21 protein-coding genes and 1 riboswitch are annotated in these 19565 nt (G+C 43.1%); of the genes, 6 read left to right on the top strand and 15 right to left on the bottom strand.

Annotated elements, in window-relative coordinates; genetic code table 11:
• Positions 1-203: 203 nt before the first annotated feature.
• From AC1DU2_RS18515 to AC1DU2_RS18450, 14 genes are all read right to left on the bottom strand, one after another.
• Positions 204-890 (bottom strand): peptidoglycan DD-metalloendopeptidase family protein, encoded by a 687-nt coding sequence (locus AC1DU2_RS18515; protein WP_477385889.1) that lies wholly within the window; start codon positions 888-890, stop codon positions 204-206.
• A gap of 108 nt (positions 891-998) precedes the next feature.
• On the bottom strand, positions 999-1370 hold the full coding sequence (rbfA, locus tag AC1DU2_RS18510; RefSeq protein ID WP_477362545.1) for a 30S ribosome-binding factor RbfA: 372 nt from the start codon (positions 1368-1370) through the stop codon (positions 999-1001).
• A 146-nt stretch (positions 1371-1516) separates the two neighbouring features.
• On the bottom strand, positions 1517-1891 hold the full coding sequence (locus tag AC1DU2_RS18505; RefSeq protein WP_477362546.1) for a hypothetical protein: 375 nt from the start codon (positions 1889-1891) through the stop codon (positions 1517-1519).
• Between the two features lie 9 nt (positions 1892-1900).
• A complete protein-coding gene (locus AC1DU2_RS18500) occupies positions 1901-3127 on the bottom strand; it encodes an ABC transporter permease (protein WP_477362548.1) in 1227 nt (408 codons plus the stop codon).
• A gap of 142 nt (positions 3128-3269) precedes the next feature.
• Positions 3270-3908, bottom strand: a complete 639-nt coding sequence (locus AC1DU2_RS18495; RefSeq protein ID WP_477385887.1) for an MBL fold metallo-hydrolase — start codon at positions 3906-3908, stop codon at positions 3270-3272.
• A gap of 280 nt (positions 3909-4188) precedes the next feature.
• Positions 4189-4800, bottom strand: coding sequence for a SprT-like domain-containing protein (locus tag AC1DU2_RS18490; RefSeq protein WP_477362552.1), 612 nt, complete (start codon positions 4798-4800; stop codon positions 4189-4191).
• A 197-nt stretch (positions 4801-4997) separates the two neighbouring features.
• Positions 4998-5399, bottom strand: a complete 402-nt coding sequence (locus tag AC1DU2_RS18485; RefSeq protein ID WP_477385885.1) for a PIN domain-containing protein — start codon at positions 5397-5399, stop codon at positions 4998-5000.
• On the bottom strand, positions 5381-5632 hold the full coding sequence (locus AC1DU2_RS18480) for a hypothetical protein (protein ID WP_477385883.1): 252 nt from the start codon (positions 5630-5632) through the stop codon (positions 5381-5383). The genes AC1DU2_RS18485 and AC1DU2_RS18480 overlap by 19 nt, the downstream gene beginning before the upstream one ends.
• Before the next feature lie 200 nt (positions 5633-5832).
• Positions 5833-7947 carry a ferrous iron transport protein B gene (gene feoB, locus AC1DU2_RS18475; RefSeq protein ID WP_477385881.1) on the bottom strand — a complete coding sequence of 705 codons (2115 nt, stop codon included), beginning with the start codon at positions 7945-7947 and terminating at the stop codon, positions 5833-5835.
• 12 nt (positions 7948-7959) lie between these two features.
• Positions 7960-8175, bottom strand: a complete 216-nt coding sequence (locus AC1DU2_RS18470) for a FeoA family protein (RefSeq protein ID WP_477362556.1) — start codon at positions 8173-8175, stop codon at positions 7960-7962.
• 286 nt (positions 8176-8461) lie between these two features.
• Positions 8462-8857: a VanZ family protein gene (locus AC1DU2_RS18465; RefSeq protein WP_477362558.1), complete on the bottom strand. Its 396-nt coding sequence runs from the start codon at positions 8855-8857 to the stop codon at positions 8462-8464.
• On the bottom strand, positions 8857-9237 hold the full coding sequence (gene gcvH / locus AC1DU2_RS18460; RefSeq protein WP_477362560.1) for a glycine cleavage system protein GcvH: 381 nt from the start codon (positions 9235-9237) through the stop codon (positions 8857-8859). The genes AC1DU2_RS18465 and gcvH overlap by 1 nt, the downstream gene beginning before the upstream one ends.
• A 212-nt stretch (positions 9238-9449) precedes the next feature.
• Positions 9450-10562 (bottom strand): hypothetical protein, encoded by a 1113-nt coding sequence (locus tag AC1DU2_RS18455; protein WP_477385879.1) that lies wholly within the window; start codon positions 10560-10562, stop codon positions 9450-9452.
• A gap of 244 nt (positions 10563-10806) precedes the next feature.
• The gene (locus AC1DU2_RS18450; protein WP_477385877.1) at positions 10807-11721 is read right to left on the bottom strand and encodes a hypothetical protein; all 915 of its coding nucleotides are present in this window, start codon (positions 11719-11721) and stop codon (positions 10807-10809) included.
• Positions 11722-12070: 349 nt separating this feature from the next.
• Here AC1DU2_RS18450 and AC1DU2_RS18445 point away from each other — a divergent pair, with 349 nt between their 5' ends.
• Positions 12071-13627, top strand: coding sequence for a glycoside hydrolase family 10-like protein (locus AC1DU2_RS18445; RefSeq protein WP_477385875.1), 1557 nt, complete (start codon positions 12071-12073; stop codon positions 13625-13627).
• 18 nt (positions 13628-13645) lie between these two features.
• Here AC1DU2_RS18445 and AC1DU2_RS18440 read toward each other — a convergent pair whose 3' ends face one another.
• The gene (locus tag AC1DU2_RS18440; RefSeq protein WP_477385873.1) at positions 13646-14434 is read right to left on the bottom strand and encodes a DUF1835 domain-containing protein; all 789 of its coding nucleotides are present in this window, start codon (positions 14432-14434) and stop codon (positions 13646-13648) included.
• A 200-nt stretch (positions 14435-14634) separates the two neighbouring features.
• Between AC1DU2_RS18440 and tsaE the strand changes: the two genes are divergently transcribed.
• The 5 genes from tsaE (at position 14635) to AC1DU2_RS18415 (ending at position 19254) form a co-directional block, all read left to right on the top strand.
• Complete coding sequence (gene tsaE, locus AC1DU2_RS18435) at positions 14635-15051, top strand: tRNA (adenosine(37)-N6)-threonylcarbamoyltransferase complex ATPase subunit type 1 TsaE (protein ID WP_477385871.1); 417 nt, start codon at positions 14635-14637, stop codon at positions 15049-15051.
• A gap of 54 nt (positions 15052-15105) precedes the next feature.
• Positions 15106-16332 carry an alanine dehydrogenase gene (locus tag AC1DU2_RS18430; protein WP_147054882.1) on the top strand — a complete coding sequence of 409 codons (1227 nt, stop codon included), beginning with the start codon at positions 15106-15108 and terminating at the stop codon, positions 16330-16332.
• A gap of 4 nt (positions 16333-16336) precedes the next feature.
• Positions 16337-17014: a M15 family metallopeptidase gene (locus AC1DU2_RS18425; RefSeq protein ID WP_477385869.1), complete on the top strand. Its 678-nt coding sequence runs from the start codon at positions 16337-16339 to the stop codon at positions 17012-17014.
• A 94-nt stretch (positions 17015-17108) separates the two neighbouring features.
• Positions 17109-18101: a YihY/virulence factor BrkB family protein gene (locus tag AC1DU2_RS18420; protein WP_477362574.1), complete on the top strand. Its 993-nt coding sequence runs from the start codon at positions 17109-17111 to the stop codon at positions 18099-18101.
• Positions 18102-18522: 421 nt separating this feature from the next.
• A complete protein-coding gene (locus AC1DU2_RS18415; RefSeq protein WP_477385867.1) occupies positions 18523-19254 on the top strand; it encodes a Bax inhibitor-1/YccA family protein in 732 nt (243 codons plus the stop codon).
• 135 nt (positions 19255-19389) lie between these two features.
• A riboswitch (SAM riboswitch) is annotated at positions 19390-19500 on the top strand.
• The last annotated feature ends 65 nt before the right edge of the window (positions 19501-19565 follow it).

Below are 19565 nucleotides of genomic sequence, written 5' to 3'. Positions count from 1 at the left end.
TTGGTGGAATGTTGGGGTTGGAATATAGTCATTAGTCACTGGTCATTAGTCATTGGTGGAATGTTGGGGGTGGTTGGCGGGGTTTTGCAAAGGGGAACGACAGGTGGGCGAAGACTTACGAAGTTTTTAGAACCTGGTAGGTCTGGGATTTCTTAATTTGCAATGGGATAGCCCGCTTCTGGATAAATTATTTTAAAACAACGTTAAAACCCCAGCACCAATCCCGGATCAGGCACATTGGCCCTATACTTTTCCATCTCCGAGTATTTACATACACCCGGGTAATCGCCAAACTTGCCTTCCATATCAAACATCAGTTGAAAATGCAGGTGGGGCGGCCACCGGCCGTTTTCGGTATTATCGCCAAGGGTGGCTATTTGCCGGTCTTTTTCAACCGGCATACCAACAGTCAATCCTTCCAGGCTTTTGCGGCTCAGGTGGCCGTAAAGGCTATACAGTATTAAACCATCAAGGTTATGTTGCAGTATAATGCAGGGCCCATAATCGCCCAGGTTGTTGTTGTCCTGGTAGCTGTGTACTTCGCCGGCAAAAGGCGTATAAATAGGAGTACCCGCCGGGCCCCAAATATCAACACCCAAATGCAGGCGACGTGGCTCGCCTTCGGTATCAAAGTGGGCGCTTACGGCGTAAATAGTGCGGTGTTCCAGGTAGCCGCCAATGCCGTAGCGGCAATTATTTGCTTTCAGTTTATCGCTTACCCAATTGGTAAACCGTTGGGTATCGCCAATGATGGCAGTACTCAACCCGGTATTGGCGGCGGTAAAATCCAACGGAAAAAGCCGGTCGGTACCGGCATTATAGTCAACCACTTTGCCAATGGCATCGGGGTTGTTTTGTAAATAAGTTTTCAGCTGTTGGTGCCGGTGCATGAAGTATTGATCATTTTAAGTCATTAGCCCCAAGCCTTAAGCCTAAAGAATGGTTTTATCTTTATTGACTTAAGACTCATCCCGACTTAGAACTTAAGCCTTAAATTGCTATTCGGTATCGGGCTGGCGTTCTTCTTTGCTTATCTTGTCGAAGATTTTATCCATACGTTCTACATATTCGCTGGTATCGTCCACAAAAAACTCCAGCTGGGGGATAATCCTTACCTGGTCTTTAATGCGGGCACCCAGTTTGTAACGAATTTCGGAGGCATGCAGCTTAACGGTTTGCAAGGCCAGCTGCAAATTAGTGTTGCCAAAAAAGCTTAAAAAAATACGGGCTATGGCCAAATCGGGGGTAACACGTACTTTGGTTATGGTTACCAGGGTATTAGGCAAATAATTCATGCCTTCGCGCTGAAAAATGGCGGCCAGGTCTTCCTGTATTACCCCTGCAAATTTTTGCTGACGTTTTGATTCCATGTTGATAAGTTAACGCCAATTGAGGCAGATGTTTATTTATTTGGTTCCCTTTAGGAAGTCGGAAGTCTTTAGTCGGAAGTCTTAAGTTAAAAGCAGAAAAGAGAAATAAACTTTTCGACTTTGGACTAAAGACTTTGGACTTAAAGCTAATTACACATATCCTGCGGGATCTCTTTTGTTATTTTTACTACTTTTTTTACCACAAGGGTGCTGTCATACTCCGATCCCATACCCTCTTTACCCGATTTTAATTTTAACCCCTCTACCTCAACATAAACCGGCTCATAAGGTTTTTCGAAATTCATTTGAGAGTATTGCAGCTCCAGCCGTGCCGAGCTATCGGTTACCCAAAACTCCTGCCCGCTATCGCAATCTTTAAATGATTTTATCTCGGGGCCAAAACTATATAAACCTTTATAAACAACAGGCTTATCTGCTTCATCCGGTTTCCTGTTACATGAGGATACCGCTATAAAAAAAACAAATAAAAAGGCCAGATACTGAAAATAGCTTATCCTCATATAACAAATTTACAAATCCTGTTTGATTTCGTCCAATCCTTTGATGCTTAATCGTGCACTTATTCCCGATGCAATTACAGAAATAGCCCCTACGGTTAAAAAAACCAGCCCGAAATCGCCTATTTCCAAATCCACGGGATAGGCGTCGAGCACCGATAGGGTTGCTCCCATTTTTATTAAACCATAGTGCTGCTGCAGCAGGCAAACGCCCAGCCCCAGGGCAATACCTATAATGCAGCCAAATATCGATATCATCATCCCTTCAAAAAAGAATATACCCTGTATCAGCATTTTATTGGCCCCCAGGCTGCTCAAAATAGCAATATCTGCGCGCTTATCAATAACCAGCATGGTTAACGAGCCAATGATATTGAATATTGCAATAATAAGCACAAAGGTTAATATCATAAAAATACTCCAGCGCTCGTAGTTCAGGGTTTTATACAACTCCGTATTTTGCTCCTTCCGGTTTTTTACCGTGTAGCTTTTACCTATGGCATCTATAATTTTGTTTTGAACCGATTCAAGATTGGTGCCTTTTTTATAAATAAGCTCCAATGAACTTACTTCCTTAGGCTGATCGAGCAGATCGCGGGCAAATTCAATAGGTGTTACCACAATATCGTCAAAATCCTGCTGGATACCGAACACGCCCGATGGGTTTATGGAGCGTACCCTAAACTCATCCAACGGATTTGCGGAGTTTACCGCGGTACGGCTGGGCGAAAATATCTGGATAGGCAGCAGCGCATCATGTACATTAATGCCTAGGTTTCCCTGGATAGTTGCACCAACCACCGCAAAGTTGCGCCCGCCGCTTTTCAGCGTAAAGGAGCCGTTTTGTACGGTGCTGTCCAGTTGTTCATTTTTTAAAAAATCGTCGCTTACGCCTTTTATCGTCCCCAAAAACGGCTTGTCGCCATATTTTATCAAAGCTTTTTCCTGCAGCACCTGGGTAAATGAAAACAGCTGCGGATCGTTATGCAGCGATGTAAAATAAGGTGTATTGGGGTCAAACGTCTTGCCCAGGCGGGTCTCTATCTTAATTTCGGGTGTAAAATTGCTGTAAAGCGACAGGATCACCTTCTCGAACCCGTTAAACACCGATAGAATAATAATAAGCGCGGCGCTGCCAACCAACACCCCCAACATGGATATGCCCGAGATGATATTGATGGCGTGCATCTTCTTGCCCGAAAACAAGTATCTTTTAGCTATGTATACCGAGGTGTTCAATTTAGGGTGTACGTTTTACGTGGTAAGTTATACGTTTTTTGTTTAATTTCATTTCTTCCGGCTACGTATAACGTAAAACGTGCAACGTATAACCTCCCCAATTTTCTAAGCATGCGCGTCCAACGTATAACCGCACCAATTGCTAAGTCAAAAACGGGTTATTTTGTTTTTCGTAACCGATAGTTGTTTCGGGGCCGTGGCCCGGGTAAACGGTGCAATCATCGGGCAGGGCAAACAGCTTTTTTTCAATACTATCCATTAGCTGGGTAAAATTGCCGCCGGGTAAATCGGTACGGCCAATACTACGCCTGAACAGCACATCGCCACCAATTAAAATATTGGCCTCCTTATCATAAAAACACAATGATGCAGGCGAATGGCCGGGTGCGAAGATGAGTTCTAACACGGTATTGCCAAACTTTATGCTGCCTGTTTGGGGCAGATACTCATCCGGCAAGGGCGATACCTCATACCTGATGCCCATTTGAGGAGCGTACGATACTACTGCGGTTAGTACCGGCAACTCGCCCTGGTGAAATTTGGGTTTGAGCCCGTATTTATCAAATACAAATTTATTACCCAGTACATGGTCGATATGGCAATGGGTATTTAGTAATAAAACGGGTTTTAAATTATTATCCTTTATAAAATTCACCACCACATTTTGCTCGGTAGCGGTATACATTCCCGGATCAATAATTGCACATTCGCCGGTTTCATCATATAAAATGTAAGTATTCTCCTGGTAAGGGTTGTTCTCAAATGATATAACTTTTGCCATGGGGTAAAAGTACGGATTTAATTTGTTGGGCGGGGATGAGTTTAAAAACGCGGTAAAAAGCGTAGACTGCATAGTATCTAACTATGACTTATTTGTTTTAGTCATATATTTCCCTCAAAAAACGGGCCTGTCACCCTGAGCCCGTCGAAGGGTCGCGCGGAGAGGCCTTTGCCCGCTATGGTTCGACAAGCTCACCATGACAGCCCTTTTCACGATGTCATTCCCCCTTCAGAATTTCGCGAAATTTTATCACTTAGCATGACAGCCCTTTTTCACGCTGTCACTCCTCCACCAATTCCACTTCGGCTACAGGGCTAAACAAATAAACGCGTTTGGTTTTTACCTCCACGCATTTAAAACGCTTCCGCAGCTGCTCTTCCTTCCTGAAAATGCGGTCGCCTTTTATTTTAAACAGGGCTTTAAAGGGAACTTTCTCAACCGTTAACATCGCCTCTTTGGGCGCATCATATTTACGGAGCGACCGGTACAAATTCAGGTCCGAACAACTGGAGGCGGCCGGATTATCCAGGTAGCTGGTAATGGCGTGCTTTACATCGGGCGGGAAAATATCCTTTTCAAAAAAAGGCTGCATCATTTTTTTAAAATTGCCTTTCCACTCGGTACCGTGCGGCTTGGCTTTTTGTTTATGCTCGTTCCAGGTATGCAGGTGCGCAAACTCATGTACAGTGGTTACCAAAAATGCATAGGGGTTAAGGTCATAGTTAACCGATATACGGTGACCTTTACCGGCATATGGCGACCGATAATCGCCAAACTTAGTGCCGCGGTTGCGCGAAATTTTAAACTCGCATTTAAAGTAGTCAATCCAGCGGCCGATGAGCGGGGCAGCATCAGGTGGAAGATACCTTTCTAAAACTTTTACTTTATCCAATTTTTACCTCAACACAAATATAATGATTTCATCAGCTTCACAGGTCACAGCCAATGGATGACAGCCCGAAGTTTTTAAGTAATTACAAAGAGATTATTATTGTTCATAGTTGATGGTTCATAGATTATGGCCAGTAACGGTAACGAACAAGGAAATTAGATTACAACAAAGCACCAATTGCTTTTTAAACTGCCCTGTTATGGTTTATACAAAGATAGTTTAGATATAAATTTAAAATCCTTGATATTATAGGTAAACAACTTTAGCTCCGTTTGAATAGCGGTAGCGGCAATCATGGCATCAGCAATTGCAAGACCATGACTTAACCTGTAGGATTGCACAAGATTTATGGCTCGTAAATTTATCTCGGGGTTAATTAAAAGGACACCGAACCTGTTGATATCTTTACTTATTTTATGCAGATCGGCTTTGTTATTGGCACCCGAAATAAGTTCCATTTTTGTGATGGAGGAAATCAATATATGCTGAAAGCCTATTTTTTGTTCAAGTATAATCCGGGTTTCTTCGTGACGGGATTTACGGGTATCAAAATAGTCAATGATAACGTCAGTATCGCAAATTATCTTTTCCGCTGCCATCCGGATTTCCTTAATTCAGTTGCATCCATTCCTTTGCCGGTAAAAACCTCGTGCAGTTCCGAAACATCTATGGCTTCGTCGCCCGGTATCACAGTAACCCCATTTATATAAAATTCCTGCTTTCTTTTGACGGCAGGACGTTGCTCGGAAACAGAAAATCCCAGGTACTTTCCCAGGTCTTTTAAAGCATCCAGCGTTTTGCTATTTTTATACTTTATGGTTACTTCTTTCATGATACAATTGCTACGGTGATTGTTTGTCAAACAAATTTAACGATTTAAACCATAAAACCCGCAAGCTAAACTACGGGCACCCGGCATTGAATAATGCAAAACTTCGAAAGTTCGCACCTCAGATTTCTTTAAAAAGGAACTTTATGGCAGTCTGGAAGAACCAGGCCATGAACCATGATCTATCAACCATGAACCCAAACCTATTTCAACAAGTGATACACCATAAAACTGGCCGAATAAGCCAGGGCTGTCATGTAGGCAAATTGGGCAGCGGGCCAGCGCCAGTCTTTGGTTTCGCGGTAAACCACTGCCACAGTACTGGCGCACTGCATGGCAAAGGCGTAAAACATCATCAGTGAAAAAGCTACGGCCAAAGTAAACACAGGCTTACCTGTATCGGGATTGGTAGCACCATGCATTTTTTGCTGAACCGATTCCATTTTATCGGCATCGCCTTCTACGCTGTAAATAGTGGCCATAGTGCCTACAAAAACCTCGCGGGCAGCAAACGAGCTGATGAGAGCTATCCCTATTTTCCAATCAAACCCTAAGGGCTTAATAACTGGTTCAATTACATGACCAAATACACCGGCATAGGAGTTTTCCAGCTTTTCTGACGCAATAACTTTATCCAGGCTATCGGGTGTCATGGTTTTAGTGTATTTGGGCTGACTAAAAGTTTTTTCTATCTGCGCAAACCTATCGCCGGGGCCGTATGATTTTAGCACCCAAAGAATGATGGATACCGCTATAATTACTTTACCTGCCTGAAAAACAAAAGTTTTAGAACGGTCATACATAGTAAATGCCACATTTTTCCACCTCGGCATCCTGTAAACCGGCAGCTCCATAATAAAGTAGCCGCGTTCGCGCGATTTCAGGATAAATTTCATAACGAAGGCTACTACAATAGCCGATACAATGCTGAGCAGGTACATGGCAGTAAGCGCAAGCCCCCGCATGTTAAATACCCACCAAACATTACGGTCGGGCACTACCAGCGCAATCAATAAGGTGTAAACCGGTAAGCGGGCCGAGCAGGCAACCAATGGGGTAACCATAATGGTAATCATCCTGTCTTTCCAGTTTTCGATGTTACGGGTGCTCATGATAGATGGTACCGCGCAGGCAAAGCCACCAATAAGTGGCACCACCGATTTGCCGTTGAGCCCCACTTTACGCATCACCTTATCCATCATAAACGTAACGCGCGACATGTACCCCGTATCTTCCAGTATGGATATTAATGCAAAAAGGATGGCTATCTGGGGCACAAAAACCATTACCCCGCTTAAGCCGGCAATTATACCATCGCTTACCAGGCTCACTAAAGGGCCGGCCGGCATGGTTTTACTTATTAAGCTTTGCAGTTTTATAAAAAGCTGCTCGATAAGCGACATGGGGTAAGCCGACCAGGAGAATATAGCCTGGAAAATAAACATCAGTATAGCGAAGAAAATGATAAAGCCAAATACCTTATGTGTAAGTATTTTATCTATTTTGTTGCTTACAGTTTCGTCATGCGCCGTTTCGGGTTTCGTAACGGTATCGTATAAAAGGTCGTTTATAAAGTTATAGCGGGCAATAGTTTCAGAGGCCTGCGCTTTTTGTGAGTGGAAAGCATGTTCTTTTTCCAGTTCTTCAATGCGGTCGCTTTCGGCAGGCGTTAAAAAGCCCAGTGTTTCGTGCTGGTGCGCCAACTGCAGGGCTAAATAAGGATTATCAATTTTATATTCGGCCTGAATTTGTGCTACCAGTTTTGGTGCAATTGCATCTACATCAATAGTATCCTGCTGCAGGGCAATTTTATTAGCGTAGGCTATAGTTGTTTTAAGCTGATCGATCCCTTTTATTTTCCGGGCAGATATAGGTACCACAGGTACACCCAACTTTTGGGCAAACAAATTAACATCGATGATAATACCAGCTTTTTCTGATACATCAATCATGTTAAGGGCAACAACAACCGGAATTTTCAGGTCGGCTATCTGGGTGTACAGCAGTAGGTTGCGTTTAAGGTTAGAAGCATCCAGGATTACCACGATCAAATCGGGCACCATGCCTTTGGCTTTGTCGGCTAAAACAGAAAATACTATAGATTCGTCTTTACTTTTGGGGTAGATGCTATAGGTGCCTGGCAGGTCGATAATTTCGGCGGTGCGTCCATCGGGCAGCTGGCAAAAGCCTGTTTTTTTGTCGACAGTAACCCCCGGAAAATTTCCTATTTTTTGATTAAGACCGGTTAGTATATTAAATAGAGTTGATTTACCGGTGTTTGGATTTCCTACAAGCGCAACTCTGATATCGGCTTTCAATGGTTACAAAAACTACTGCAAAATAATAGTGGAGGCCTCAAATTTACGAAGACTTAACTGATAACCTGAAACATGAATAGCTATCGGATCGCCAAGGGGTGCTATGCGCGAAATTTTAATTTCTTCACCCGGCAAACATCCCATTTCCATCAATTTAACCGACATTTCAAGGTCAGTAAATTCTTTAACAATCCCTATTTCGCCTACTTCAAGTTGTGAAAGTCTCATCGTATAAAATTAACCTGAGCAAATGTAAGCTTATTTATATTAAATCCAAATAAACAGCCATGGCGTTTTTATATTATTTGAAAATTTGAGGATTTGAAAATTTGAAAATGATTTTAATATGATGTAAAGTCGAAAAAGATATCGGGGCACGGCATTTTCAAATTAACAAATTTTCAAATTGCTCTGAATTTTGGTAACTCCAAAAGTTGGGCAACCGCAGCCTTTTTTGAAGATGCCGCATGATGAAAAACCAGTTAGCAGGATTGCTGCACCCAAGATAATAAGTTTACTTTTCTTCATTGCCAATTGCACTTACTGTTAGCATAACACCAAAAATACCCATACAAGTTCCCAACACATCGCAAAACAGATCACTCCATTCGGCGCTGCGCCATGTAAAAAATGCCCATTGCAATAATTCAATTAAGCCGCCGTAAAAAATACCGGCTACCACGATTATGAATGCCTGCTTATACGAGAAAGTTACCGGCTTTTGTTGCCTTATGGCGCCATTACAGTACAGTACCGTTAAGGTAAAAAACAACCCGGTGTGTGTAATCTTATCAAAACCTTTAAAAAAAAGCGGGAATTTGCCCGATGATCCCAGGTTAACAGAGCAAATTATCAAAACAAATAAGGCCCACAATATTGCGGGCCCCTGATATTTTAGCGTTGCTTTCATTAAGCGCCAACAACAGATTTATAGTCATCAGCAGATAAAAGGCCTTCAATTTCCGAAAGATCGGCAACAGTGATTTTTACCATCCAGCCTTCGCCATAAGGATCTGAGTTTACCAGGTCGGGTTGGTTGTTAAGTGCGGGATTAATTTCGGTAACTGTACCGGTTACAGGCATAAACAGGTCTGATACTGTTTTTACTGCTTCAACCGTGCCAAAAACGGCATCTTTAGCAACTTCTTTCCCTAAGGATGCAATATCCACATAAACAATATCGCCAAGCTCGCCTTGAGCAAATTCGGTGATGCCAATTGTAGCTTCATTGCCTTCAACTTTTATCCACTCGTGGTCTTTAGTGTACTTTAATTCAGCGGGAAAATTCATGTCGTTAAATTTTATGTGCCCAAAAATAATAAAAATTAGGCTATAGCAATAATTAAAGATTTATTGGGAGGCACAAGTGTTAAGTCGAAAGTCATTAGTCGAAAGTCTCGGGCATAATTTTCCTGTTTTCGACTTTGGGCTTAAGACTTCCGACTAAATACTACCCAAATAATTCCCTCGTACCGTAAACGGTTCAATGGTATACCAACATCCTATTTTTCGCTGTAATCTGTCACTTGGGCACCCAGTATTTTTATCCGGTCGAGTATAGAGCTGTCGGCATTTTTACGGTAGATATCAAGGAGTTTATTAATCCGGCTTTTATCTGCATCCTTTACAAGCTTTTGGGCCATTAACTGGCTAATGGCATTCAGCACGCGGTACTCTACGTGTTTCCAGGTTACCTGTTCGGCATATTGCAGCAAACGGTCAAGGTCGCCGGGTTCGGGCTTGGTGATGATCAGCGTAGCAAGCGCCACAATAAGCCCCTGGTTAAAGGAGGTAGCGTTTAGCTCCAGGATCTCATCCTTGGTAATTTTATTGGTTAATGCATAGGCCGCCATATTGCCCGCGCTGGCATTCTTCATACGCACACGCGTACCATAATCACCCGACCGGATACTCATATAGGCCTCTGCCTGTGCTTTCAGGTTGTCAAGGTTGGCCTGTTTATCTTCGGCTACCGCGGCCGGGGCGTTCTGAATGAGCGACTGCGTGAGCATTGACTGCCCGGCCTCTACGTTTTCAATTTTTGCCTGTGCGGTGTCAATTTGATTTTTTAGTTCGGTTAGCGTAGCAGCCTTATCTACCTCCCTGAATTCGGCAGCCAGGTAAAGGCGGGTAACCAGGTAACCAAACAAAAAGCCAACCACAAAGTAACCGATAACAAGGCCATACGCAAAAGCCATGGCTGTGGGCGCTTCGGTTTTACCTGCTTCATTAAGGCCGGTGGCAAAGGCCTGCGCTATTCCCTTTAAATACGGGGGAATTTTAGTAAGCTTTACCAATCCCAAACCCACTATAATTTTTGTGAGCCAATCTGATATATCTGATAGATTGGTATTAACCTGCTGGCGGTAATTATCGCCGCCGGCAGTGCTGCCCGCGCTTTGCACCACTTTGGGGATGCCAAAAAGGAAACCGATGAAACCACCACTAATGGTACAGGCGATAATCCATTCCACCGCGGTCATGGCCGCTTGCACATTATGCGCCCAAATAAGTGCGCTTATGAGCCCAAGCCCAAAAAAGCTTGAACAAAAATAAAGGACCGGCAATATTTTTTCACGTTGCCTTTGGTCTTTTTCGATAATGGCGCGATCCATAATGCCAGGAATTTTGATTTAATTGACTAAGTAAATTTAGCCGCCCCGCAGTGGATATTGCCACGTAAAACTACGTTATTGCAAAGGTGTTTTTACGGATTTTGGGGCGAATCTATATAATATCTCATTGAAAATCAGATCATATAACACCCAGTCCCTGGCACCGGCGCCATACCGGCAATAAATCAAAAAAGCCCTGTTCCATCATCCGGAACAGGGCTTTCATTAATTAAATTGAATTATTTTATTTCAGTGTAAAACCTGTTTTTCCCATGGTGCTGCCATCGGCATAAAGCAACACAGTGTAAGTGCCCTTTACAAACGGCGGGGTTGGGTTAACCCAGTCAATAGTGTACTCGGTGCCATCATCCTTAAAATCTATGGATGTTTTGTAGGTGTATTGCAGGTCGGCATTATCGGCGCTAAATGTACCGCCATCGGGCGCGGTTATCAGGTTACCGGTAGGGTCAATAATACGCACATAAATATCGTGCATAGTTTTATTGGCCAACGTATTACTGGCAACTGTAAAATTTATCTTTATTTTTTTTGCAGGCCCGGCGCGGGTTACATCAACCTCTTTACCGCTACCCTTTATTTTGTAGGCCACAATATTTGATGTGGCCAGCTTTAAGGCCTGCGCTACTTTTACCTTGGCATCCAGGTCCTGGTTTTGCTTGGTAAGGGTATCGGCTTTTTTAGATACCGTGGCCAGGTTGTTCTTAAGTGTATCCCGCTCTGTTGTAAGCGTGACATTCTGCTTATGCAGTTCTTCAATATCGGCGGTGTATTTGGTTACAAAATAACGCAGTTGCTTAACATCTTCTTCGGCTTTTACCAATTCGGCCTTGGTAAGCTTCCCTTTTGCCAATTGTACCCGTAAAACTTTAATTTTTTCTTTTAATGAATCGTTTTTGGCTATCATTTCGGCCGACATTTTGGCCTTGCCTGCATTTACCAGCTCAACCTGGTGTTCAAGGCTGTCCAGGTCTGCTTTCAGTTTGGTTTGTTCATCCTGTTGGGTAACTATCCGCACATCCGACTTGTTTTTTTGCAAGTACAAATACACGTCGGTACCTAACAAAGCCAAAACCACCACAATCAGAAAATAAATTACGTTTGAATTTTTCTTAGGTGGTTGCCCATATTGATTTTCCATAGCAATTAATTATTTAAAGTTTAAATACAGTTTAAAACGGCAGCTGTTTTAAAAATCTACCCTTTTAACCGGAATGTTAATGTACAAGCATATTCATATTAATTGATATTACATGCTTTTTATTGCAATTCTAACTGTTTTTTTAAGTGGTTAACTCTTTAGCGATATTAAACGTAAAAAGGTTAAAAATATGATTTTCAAAAAAAATGCAGGTTGAAAAATGTATTGGTGACGGCTAAAATTAAGCACAAAATGCCAAAAACACAACATACAAGCAAATTTTATGACTTATAATAAAACACCTGCAATATGAGTTTTATATCTTTGCAGCTTTAATAAATCGGCTTTAATGCATATATCCCGCCATATTTTACTATTGATATTTACCCTGTTTATTATAACAAGCGTTAAGGCGCAGCCGGCCGAACCGGCTAATGCCCCGGCCGCTGTTAAAACCCAACCCAAGCGCGAATTTAGGGGCGTTTGGATAGCTACGGTTGTAAATATCGACTGGCCAACAAGTACTAAACTTACCATGGAAAAGCAAAAGCAGCAATTGCTGGATATCCTGAACTCGCACCAGGAAACCGGGATTAATGCTATTATGCTGCAGGTAAGGCCCGCTGCCGATGCTCTTTATGCCAAAGGCCGCGAACCATGGTCAAAATATTTAACCGGCCGGCAAGGCCAAAATCCGGGGTACGATCCTTTGGAATTCGCCATTACCGAGGCTCATAAACGCGGCATGGAACTGCATGCCTGGTTTAACCCATACCGGGCAACTTTTGATGGCAACTTTGCCGCGCTTAGCCCCCAGCACATCACCAGGATAAAGCCCGACTGGTTTTTTACCTACGGCGGCATCAAAACCTTTAACCCCGGCCTGCCCGAAGTGCGCGACTATATAGTACAGGTAATATTGGATGTGGTAGATAACTATGATATAGACGGAGTACACATGGACGATTATTTTTATCCTTATCCCATTGCAGGCCAAAAAATAAACGATGAGGATACCTACGCCAAATACGGGCAGGGCTTTGATAATATCAAAGACTGGCGCCGCCACAATGTTGACCTGCTAATAAAAATGATTGCCGATAGTGTGCATGCGCACGATCCTAATATCAAATTCGGTATCAGCCCGTTTGGTATCTGGGCCAATAAGTCACAAAATGAAGTGGGCTCCGAAACCAACGGTGGATCATCATACTACGAAAACTACGCCGACTCGCGCAAATGGATGCAGGAAGGCTGGATTGATTACATAAACCCACAATTGTACTGGCCTATTGGCAACCGTGCCGCCGCGTTTGATAAACTACTAAGCTGGTGGAGCGATAATACCTACGGCAGGCACCTTTATATAGGCCAGGCCGCTTACCGTATTAATGAACGTAAAACCCTGGCTTTTAAAAACCCCGGCCAGCTGCCCAGCCAGATAAACCTCATCAGGAATAACCCGAGGGTACAGGGGAGTGTATATTTCAGTTCCAGCTCGCTTACCAATAATCCGTTGGGGATAACCGATTCATTGCGGGATAATTATTACCGGTACCCTGCGTTGCCGCCGGTAATGCTCTGGCGCGATTCTATAGCGCCCAACCCACCCCAAAACGTTACGGCCCGCCCCGGCTTAAAAGGTGGCGTAGCTGTAAGATGGCAGGCCCCGGGGCTGGCTAAAGACGAAGAGCCTGTTTACGGCTATGTGATATACCGTTTTGATAACGAGAAAATAAATATAGACGACCCTAAAAACATCCTCAAAATTGAATACAACGCCAACCCCGGTTATGATGATAATACCGTACAAAAGGGTAAGACCTATTTTTACGTGGTAACCGCGCTTGACCGGATGAAGAACGAAAGCGATCGATCGCCAACCATCGCGGTCACGGTGCCGTAGGGCCGATGTGCCCGGGGGCTAATAATGTATGAGTTGTTTTTCCGTCAGGCGGTCAAGGTAAATATCAATCTCGCTATCGCCCATACCATATATTTTTTCTGTCGACCAGAATGCATGGTACATTTCGGGATTGGTTTTTATACCGCTGTTATAAATGTCAAGCAGTTTTTGTTCAATGTAATTTAGGCCGTTGGTATTTAGCCTTAAGCGTTTCAAATGCGCAAGCAGCGCCGGCTTCATAAGGTGTAAAGCACCCCAAAAGGAATTTTCATTAAGCCAGCGCTCCAATTCATCGGCATTGCCGTTAACGTATAACGGCCAGGCTTCGGCAGCCAGCTCAAATTCCCAGTCGCTCAATTGTTCGCGGCTGTCATACAGGTCTTCAAGTTGATCGCCGTTTAACTGGCCAATGCCCTTAAAATCGTCAATGCCGGGAAACTCATTGGGGCAAATCAGGAATACAGCAGGGGCCGACATATTGGTTTGCTGGTTCAGCATCCGCATTACGCCCAGCAGGTTTACCTGGCAATGCAGGTCGAACTCAAACCAGAGATTAACCTCGTCGTACTGGCTGTTTAGTTTGCCCAGTTCGTCAATCACCTTATGCTGATATTCATCTTCCGGTTCGTTAAAAGTTTTTCTGATCCATTTGGATCGATTGCTCCAGAAAGTGCCCGACGAGATGTTTTCCTGCAAGGGGCCTTCTGATAAAACCTCGCGCCAAACCATTACATCGCCATCAAGGCCGGTTTGGTTAAAGCTATGCCATGTTGAATCGCCGTTAAGGATATGAAGGATATTGCTCATAGTACCGTGTTATATACAAAACAACAGGTTTTGTTATGGATTGATGAGCTTTTTTGAAAATATTTTTTGAGACTGCGGTGATGCAGGGGCCCGATAGATTTTTGAAATTTTTGGTTGGGAATATTTGATTAATTTTGGACTCATTTTTATGTCATTGCTTCGTTCCTCGCAATGACATGGCGGTTAATTATTATAACATTGTGCAACTAATTATTCCATCCATATCCAACTTACCCCAGGCAGCCCGGGCCATTATTGAGCATGCCGGCAATAACCGTATTTTTTTATTTTACGGCGATATGGGCGCGGGTAAAACCACCCTGATCAAAGAGTTATGCAAGGCGTTGGGCACTACGGATAATATTAGCAGTCCTACGTTTTCTATCGTTAATGAGTACCATACGGCAAAGGATAAAATTTATCATTTTGATTTTTATCGCCTTAAAGATCAAACCGAAGCGCTGGACATGGGTTATGAAGAATATTTTTACGCCGGCGCATGGTGCTTTATTGAATGGCCCGAAAAGATACCCGACCTGCTGCCCCAACATTATTCAAACATAACCATTAAGGTGTTGGATGACGGTGCAAGGTGGGTTGGCGTGGAAAATATTTAGTTTTCAGGATACATCCTTTTTTCTTATCTTCATCAGCCAGAAAAAAACATATACATGAGTTCAGGGAAATACAGTGGGTTTTCGGATGTTGCCAAACAGGCCATGATGCAACCCCAGGAATCAATGCTGGAGGTCAAAAACAAAAAGAATCAATTATTTATTGGCATTCCCAAGGAAATTTCCTTCCAGGAAAACAGGATTCCGCTTACACCGCTTTCGGTTGCGCTGTTAGTGAATAACGGGCACCAGGTAATGCTGGAAAGCAATGCCGGGCAGGCTGCCAACTTTAGTGATAAGGATTACAGCGAGCAAGGTGCTCTGATTGTTTATGATACTAAAACGGTTTACGAGGCCGATATCATCATTAAAATTGCCCCGCCAATGGTGCAGGAAATTGAAATGATGAAACATGGCCAAATCCTGATCTCGGCCCTGCAGCTGGCCACCCTTAAGGCTGATAGCCTGCATGCCCTCATGAAAAAAAATGTTACCGCCCTCTGTTTTGAGCATTTGCTTGATGAAGGCGGCTCGTTGACGGTAGTAAGGGCGATGAGCGAAATAGTTGGGGCCACATCCATACTGATAGCAGCCGAATATTTAAGCAACGTTTTTGAAGGTAAAGGCCTGATGCTGGGAGGCATTACCGGTGTGCCGCCTACCGAAATTGTAATATTAGGCGCAGGCACCGTTGGCGAATATGCCGCCCGTACAGCCATATCATTAGGAGCTGAAGTAAAAGTTTTTGATCCATCAATATACAAACTGCGGCGCTTGCAGAACAACATTGGCGCAAGGGTATTTACATCGGTGGTGCAGCCCATTGTGTTAGAGAAAGCCATTACTACCTGCGATGTGGCTATTGGCGCAATCCGTGCCGAAGATGGTCGCAGCCCGTGTATCATATCCGAAGCCACCGTAAGCCGCATGAAACGCGATTCGGTTATCATAGATGTGAGTATTGACCAGGGCGGTTGTTTTGAAACCTCGGAGGTTACCAATCATACGCACCCGGTTTTCCGCAAATATGATGTTATTCATTATTGCGTACCCAACATAGCTTCAAGGGTTGCCCGTACTGCCACCTATGCACTAACCAATATTTTTGCTCCTATTTTGCTGGATATAGGCGAACAGGGAGGTATTAAAAACGTGATATGGCAAAAATCGGGTGTACGCAACGCGGTATATATTTACCAGGGCCAGCTCACCAATAAGTACATTGGCGAGCGGTTTTCCATTCCGTGTAAGGATCTTGACCTCCTCATCGTATCGCACAGGTAATGGTATGATGCGTTATTGCCTGTTTGCTTTTGTTTTGCTTAGCCTTAATGCCCATGCGCAGCACTATAAATATATCGACAGTACCCGCGTTTGTGGTATTGCAGGGTATAAAGCACAGGTAAAGGCCGATTCAAATAAACGCCTTGTCGAGATTGTAAAATACATCCCGGCTATAAAACTGGATATCCGATACGCCACAACCAACAACTTTATGCATCGGGTTATGTACAAACAAGCTAAAGCATATGCCAGACTGCCGGTTGTAAAAGCTTTAAAGGATATTCAGGCTGATTTAAAAACGCGGGGGCTGGGCTTAAAAATATTTGATGCCTACCGGCCTTACGCAGTCACCATAGCGTTTTACGAAACCACGCCCGATACTAATTTTGTGGCCAACCCAAAATTCGGCTCCAAACATAACCGGGGCTGCGCTATCGACCTTACGCTGATTGACCTTAAAACGGGAAAAGAACTGCAGATGCCCACTGGCTTTGATAGTTTTAGCAAAAAGGCATCGGCCAATTACCCCGGGGCTACAACACTACAAACCGCCAATCGCGAGCTACTTAAAACAATTATGCACGCGCATGGCTTTACCGTATTGCCCACCGAGTGGTGGCATTATGATTTTGACGGATGGCGCAATTATCAACTGGCCGATATTCCGTTTACGGCATTATAAATTAAATTTATGAGCAGATATTTAGAGGCGGGCTACACCAAGGCATTATAATTGCTTAGCTATCGCCGGGTAATAATTGATTAAAATGGTAAGCATGAAAGTTTTGAGCAAAGAATATTTAAAGCAACTTTGGAAAGTATTGGTAGCCACATTTAGCGGCTTCATAAGCGATAATGGCTTAAAGCTAAGTGCCTCTTTGGCTTATTATACTGTTTTTTCCATAGCCCCCTTATTAATCATCATCATTTCTGTTGCGGGCCTTGTTTTTGGCCAGGATGCTGCAACCCACCGGCTTTATCCACAAATAGCTCACTACGTTGGCCCAGGACCTGCGCAGCAAATCCAGGATGCTTTAACACACTTAGCGCTTTCGGGCAAATCAGGTGTTGCTGTGGTAATTGGCGTAATTACCTTATTATTAGGTGCCAGCAGTATTTTTATCGAGATACAGGATTCATTAAATATCATCTGGCGTGTAAAAGCCAAACCTAAACGCGGTTGGGTACAATTGCTCAAAAACAGATTTGTTTCATTTTCACTTATCATCAGCCTTGGTTTTTTATTATTGACAACCCTTGCTATTAATCTTATTCTTGATGCGCTTAAAGAAAAGATACATAATTTTATACCGGTTGTAACCGGTTTTCTTTTAAAAGGAATTAACCTGGCAATCACCCTTATCGTAATTACCACATTATTTGGCATCATTTTTAAATTTTTGCCCGATGTTAAAATCAAGTGGCGCGATGTGCGCTCAGGTGCATTTTTTACCGCCCTGTTGTTTATGCTGGGCCAGTACGTTATCAGCTTATACATTCAATACACGGCGCAGGGCTCGGCTTATGGCGCTGCCGGTTCAATAATAGTTATCCTGGTTTGGATATATTACACATCAGCTATCCTATACATTGGTGCCGAGTTTACCCAGGTTTATGCCGAAGCATCGGGCAGCCACATCGAACCTGCAGATTATGCCGTATCTGTACAGCAAACCGAGGTAGAAAGGGATGTAAAAAAGCTCCCCCCGCAAAATCCACAGCTTCAGGGTCATTTAAAAACGGACGCAAGTAAGGATAGCAGCAAGTAATCGGTATCACGTAGCAGGACAAAACCATCTAAATAGAAATAGCTAATGGCGTCGGGAAGATATAAGCTTCAAACGACACCTTGTTTTTATCGGCTGATGCTGGTTACATGATTCAGCTACCGAAGAGGCTTATATTGGCCAACAACAGGCACAGTATTTGGACGCGCCTAAATTGCGCGGTCAGTTTGATGTTAACCATGATAAAATATAAAATATTGATTATTAAATATTTGCAATAATTTTATCGAAAATGTGTTAAGTTATGTTAACCCAATTAGATACGTTTGCCCTGTATCAAGGAACAAGATTTTTGACTTCCGGACTGGTTCAATATGCAAAATTGCCTTGATACCTGATACTTTCCTTCACAATATATTCACCGATTATTCGTATATTCGTGTATTAATTTATTAATAAAAAAATGGAAATTAAAGATCCTGGATACGAATACAAAAATGTAATCCAAATAACAGAACAAGACGCATCGCGTAAATTTATAGCCAATGTATTTTTATGGATGTTTGTGGCTTTAGGCATATCAGCTATTTGTGCTTATGTGTTTTCTCAAAACCAAGCTCTATATGAAACGCTCAGAGATCCGGAAACCGGGCGTAATACCGGCTTAGGCACATTAGTAATGTTTGCGCCGCTGGCATTTGTTTTAATCATTTCTTTTGGCTTTCAGCGCCTTTCATATGCTATGGCGGCCTTGCTATTTGTAGCTTTCTCGGCGGTAATGGGTATCAGCTTAAGCTATATACTCATTGTTTACACCACCGGCTCCGTAATCGGCGTATTTGTTACAGCATCGCTTGTTTTTGGGATAATGGCAATTGCCGGTTATACAACCAATACCGATTTAACCAAGTTTGGCTCGTTAATGATGATGGGGTTAATTGGAATAATCATCGCATCAGTATTCAACATGTTTATAGGCAGCAGTCAATTGCAATACATTATTAGCTATATTGGTATTGCGGTATTTGTTGGCTTAACCGCCTACGATGTGCAAAAATTAAAACGTATTGGTGCAGGCCTTGAATATGGCGATGCTTCTGCGGGAAAAATGGCGCTATTGGGTGGCTTAACCTTATACCTTGATTTCATTAACCTTTTCCTGATGATTCTGCGTTTATTTGGCAGAAGAAGGTAATAAAGCAACCAATATTTATTATTTAAAAGCTGCCCCGCAAAGGCAGCTTTTTTTGTACACATAAATTTACTTAGCGTACACATAGCCGGGCATATAAACTATTGCATTTTACGGCTTTATTATGCACCTTTGCAGTGCTTATGGAGAAAGACGGAGGGATTAGACCCTGCGATGTCTTAGCAACCTGTGCTTCACAAGGTGCTACATTCTACCCGGCCGGCTAAACAGCCCCTGGAAAGATAAGCGAAAGTCAATTGAACACCCGACTTTTCGATGTAAGCTTTTTTTAGTAGCAAGTAGTTAGTATCAAG

This window comes from Mucilaginibacter sp. P4_C11 (genome assembly GCF_056402115.1).
The sequence above is the reverse complement of the archived record's forward strand: the minus strand, read 5'-3'. Positions and strand labels throughout refer to the sequence as shown.

Excerpts from the sequence above, each read along its gene's own strand:
- AC1DU2_RS18420 (WP_477362574.1), top strand. The coding sequence starts at position 17,109 with ATGAAAGTTTTGAGCAAAGAATATTTAAAGCAACTTTGGAAAGTATTG.
- AC1DU2_RS18485 (WP_477385885.1), bottom strand. The coding sequence starts at position 5,399 with ATGGCAGCGGAAAAGATAATTTGCGATACTGACGTTATCATTGACTAT.
- AC1DU2_RS18480 (WP_477385883.1), bottom strand. The coding sequence starts at position 5,632 with ATGAAAGAAGTAACCATAAAGTATAAAAATAGCAAAACGCTGGATGCT.
- AC1DU2_RS18450 (WP_477385877.1), bottom strand. The coding sequence starts at position 11,721 with ATGGAAAATCAATATGGGCAACCACCTAAGAAAAATTCAAACGTAATT.
- AC1DU2_RS18425 (WP_477385869.1), top strand. The coding sequence starts at position 16,337 with ATGATGCGTTATTGCCTGTTTGCTTTTGTTTTGCTTAGCCTTAATGCC.
- AC1DU2_RS18515 (WP_477385889.1), bottom strand. The coding sequence starts at position 890 with ATGCACCGGCACCAACAGCTGAAAACTTATTTACAAAACAACCCCGAT.
- AC1DU2_RS18440 (WP_477385873.1), bottom strand. The coding sequence starts at position 14,434 with ATGAGCAATATCCTTCATATCCTTAACGGCGATTCAACATGGCATAGC.
- AC1DU2_RS18465 (WP_477362558.1), bottom strand. The coding sequence starts at position 8,857 with ATGAAAGCAACGCTAAAATATCAGGGGCCCGCAATATTGTGGGCCTTA.
- AC1DU2_RS18415 (WP_477385867.1), top strand. The coding sequence starts at position 18,523 with ATGGAAATTAAAGATCCTGGATACGAATACAAAAATGTAATCCAAATA.
- gcvH (WP_477362560.1), bottom strand. The coding sequence starts at position 9,237 with ATGAATTTTCCCGCTGAATTAAAGTACACTAAAGACCACGAGTGGATA.
- rbfA (WP_477362545.1), bottom strand. The coding sequence starts at position 1,370 with ATGGAATCAAAACGTCAGCAAAAATTTGCAGGGGTAATACAGGAAGAC.
- AC1DU2_RS18445 (WP_477385875.1), top strand. The coding sequence starts at position 12,071 with ATGCATATATCCCGCCATATTTTACTATTGATATTTACCCTGTTTATT.
- AC1DU2_RS18505 (WP_477362546.1), bottom strand. The coding sequence starts at position 1,891 with ATGAGGATAAGCTATTTTCAGTATCTGGCCTTTTTATTTGTTTTTTTT.
- AC1DU2_RS18495 (WP_477385887.1), bottom strand. The coding sequence starts at position 3,908 with ATGGCAAAAGTTATATCATTTGAGAACAACCCTTACCAGGAGAATACT.
- AC1DU2_RS18430 (WP_147054882.1), top strand. The coding sequence starts at position 15,106 with ATGAGTTCAGGGAAATACAGTGGGTTTTCGGATGTTGCCAAACAGGCC.
- AC1DU2_RS18470 (WP_477362556.1), bottom strand. The coding sequence starts at position 8,175 with ATGAGACTTTCACAACTTGAAGTAGGCGAAATAGGGATTGTTAAAGAA.
- AC1DU2_RS18455 (WP_477385879.1), bottom strand. The coding sequence starts at position 10,562 with ATGGATCGCGCCATTATCGAAAAAGACCAAAGGCAACGTGAAAAAATA.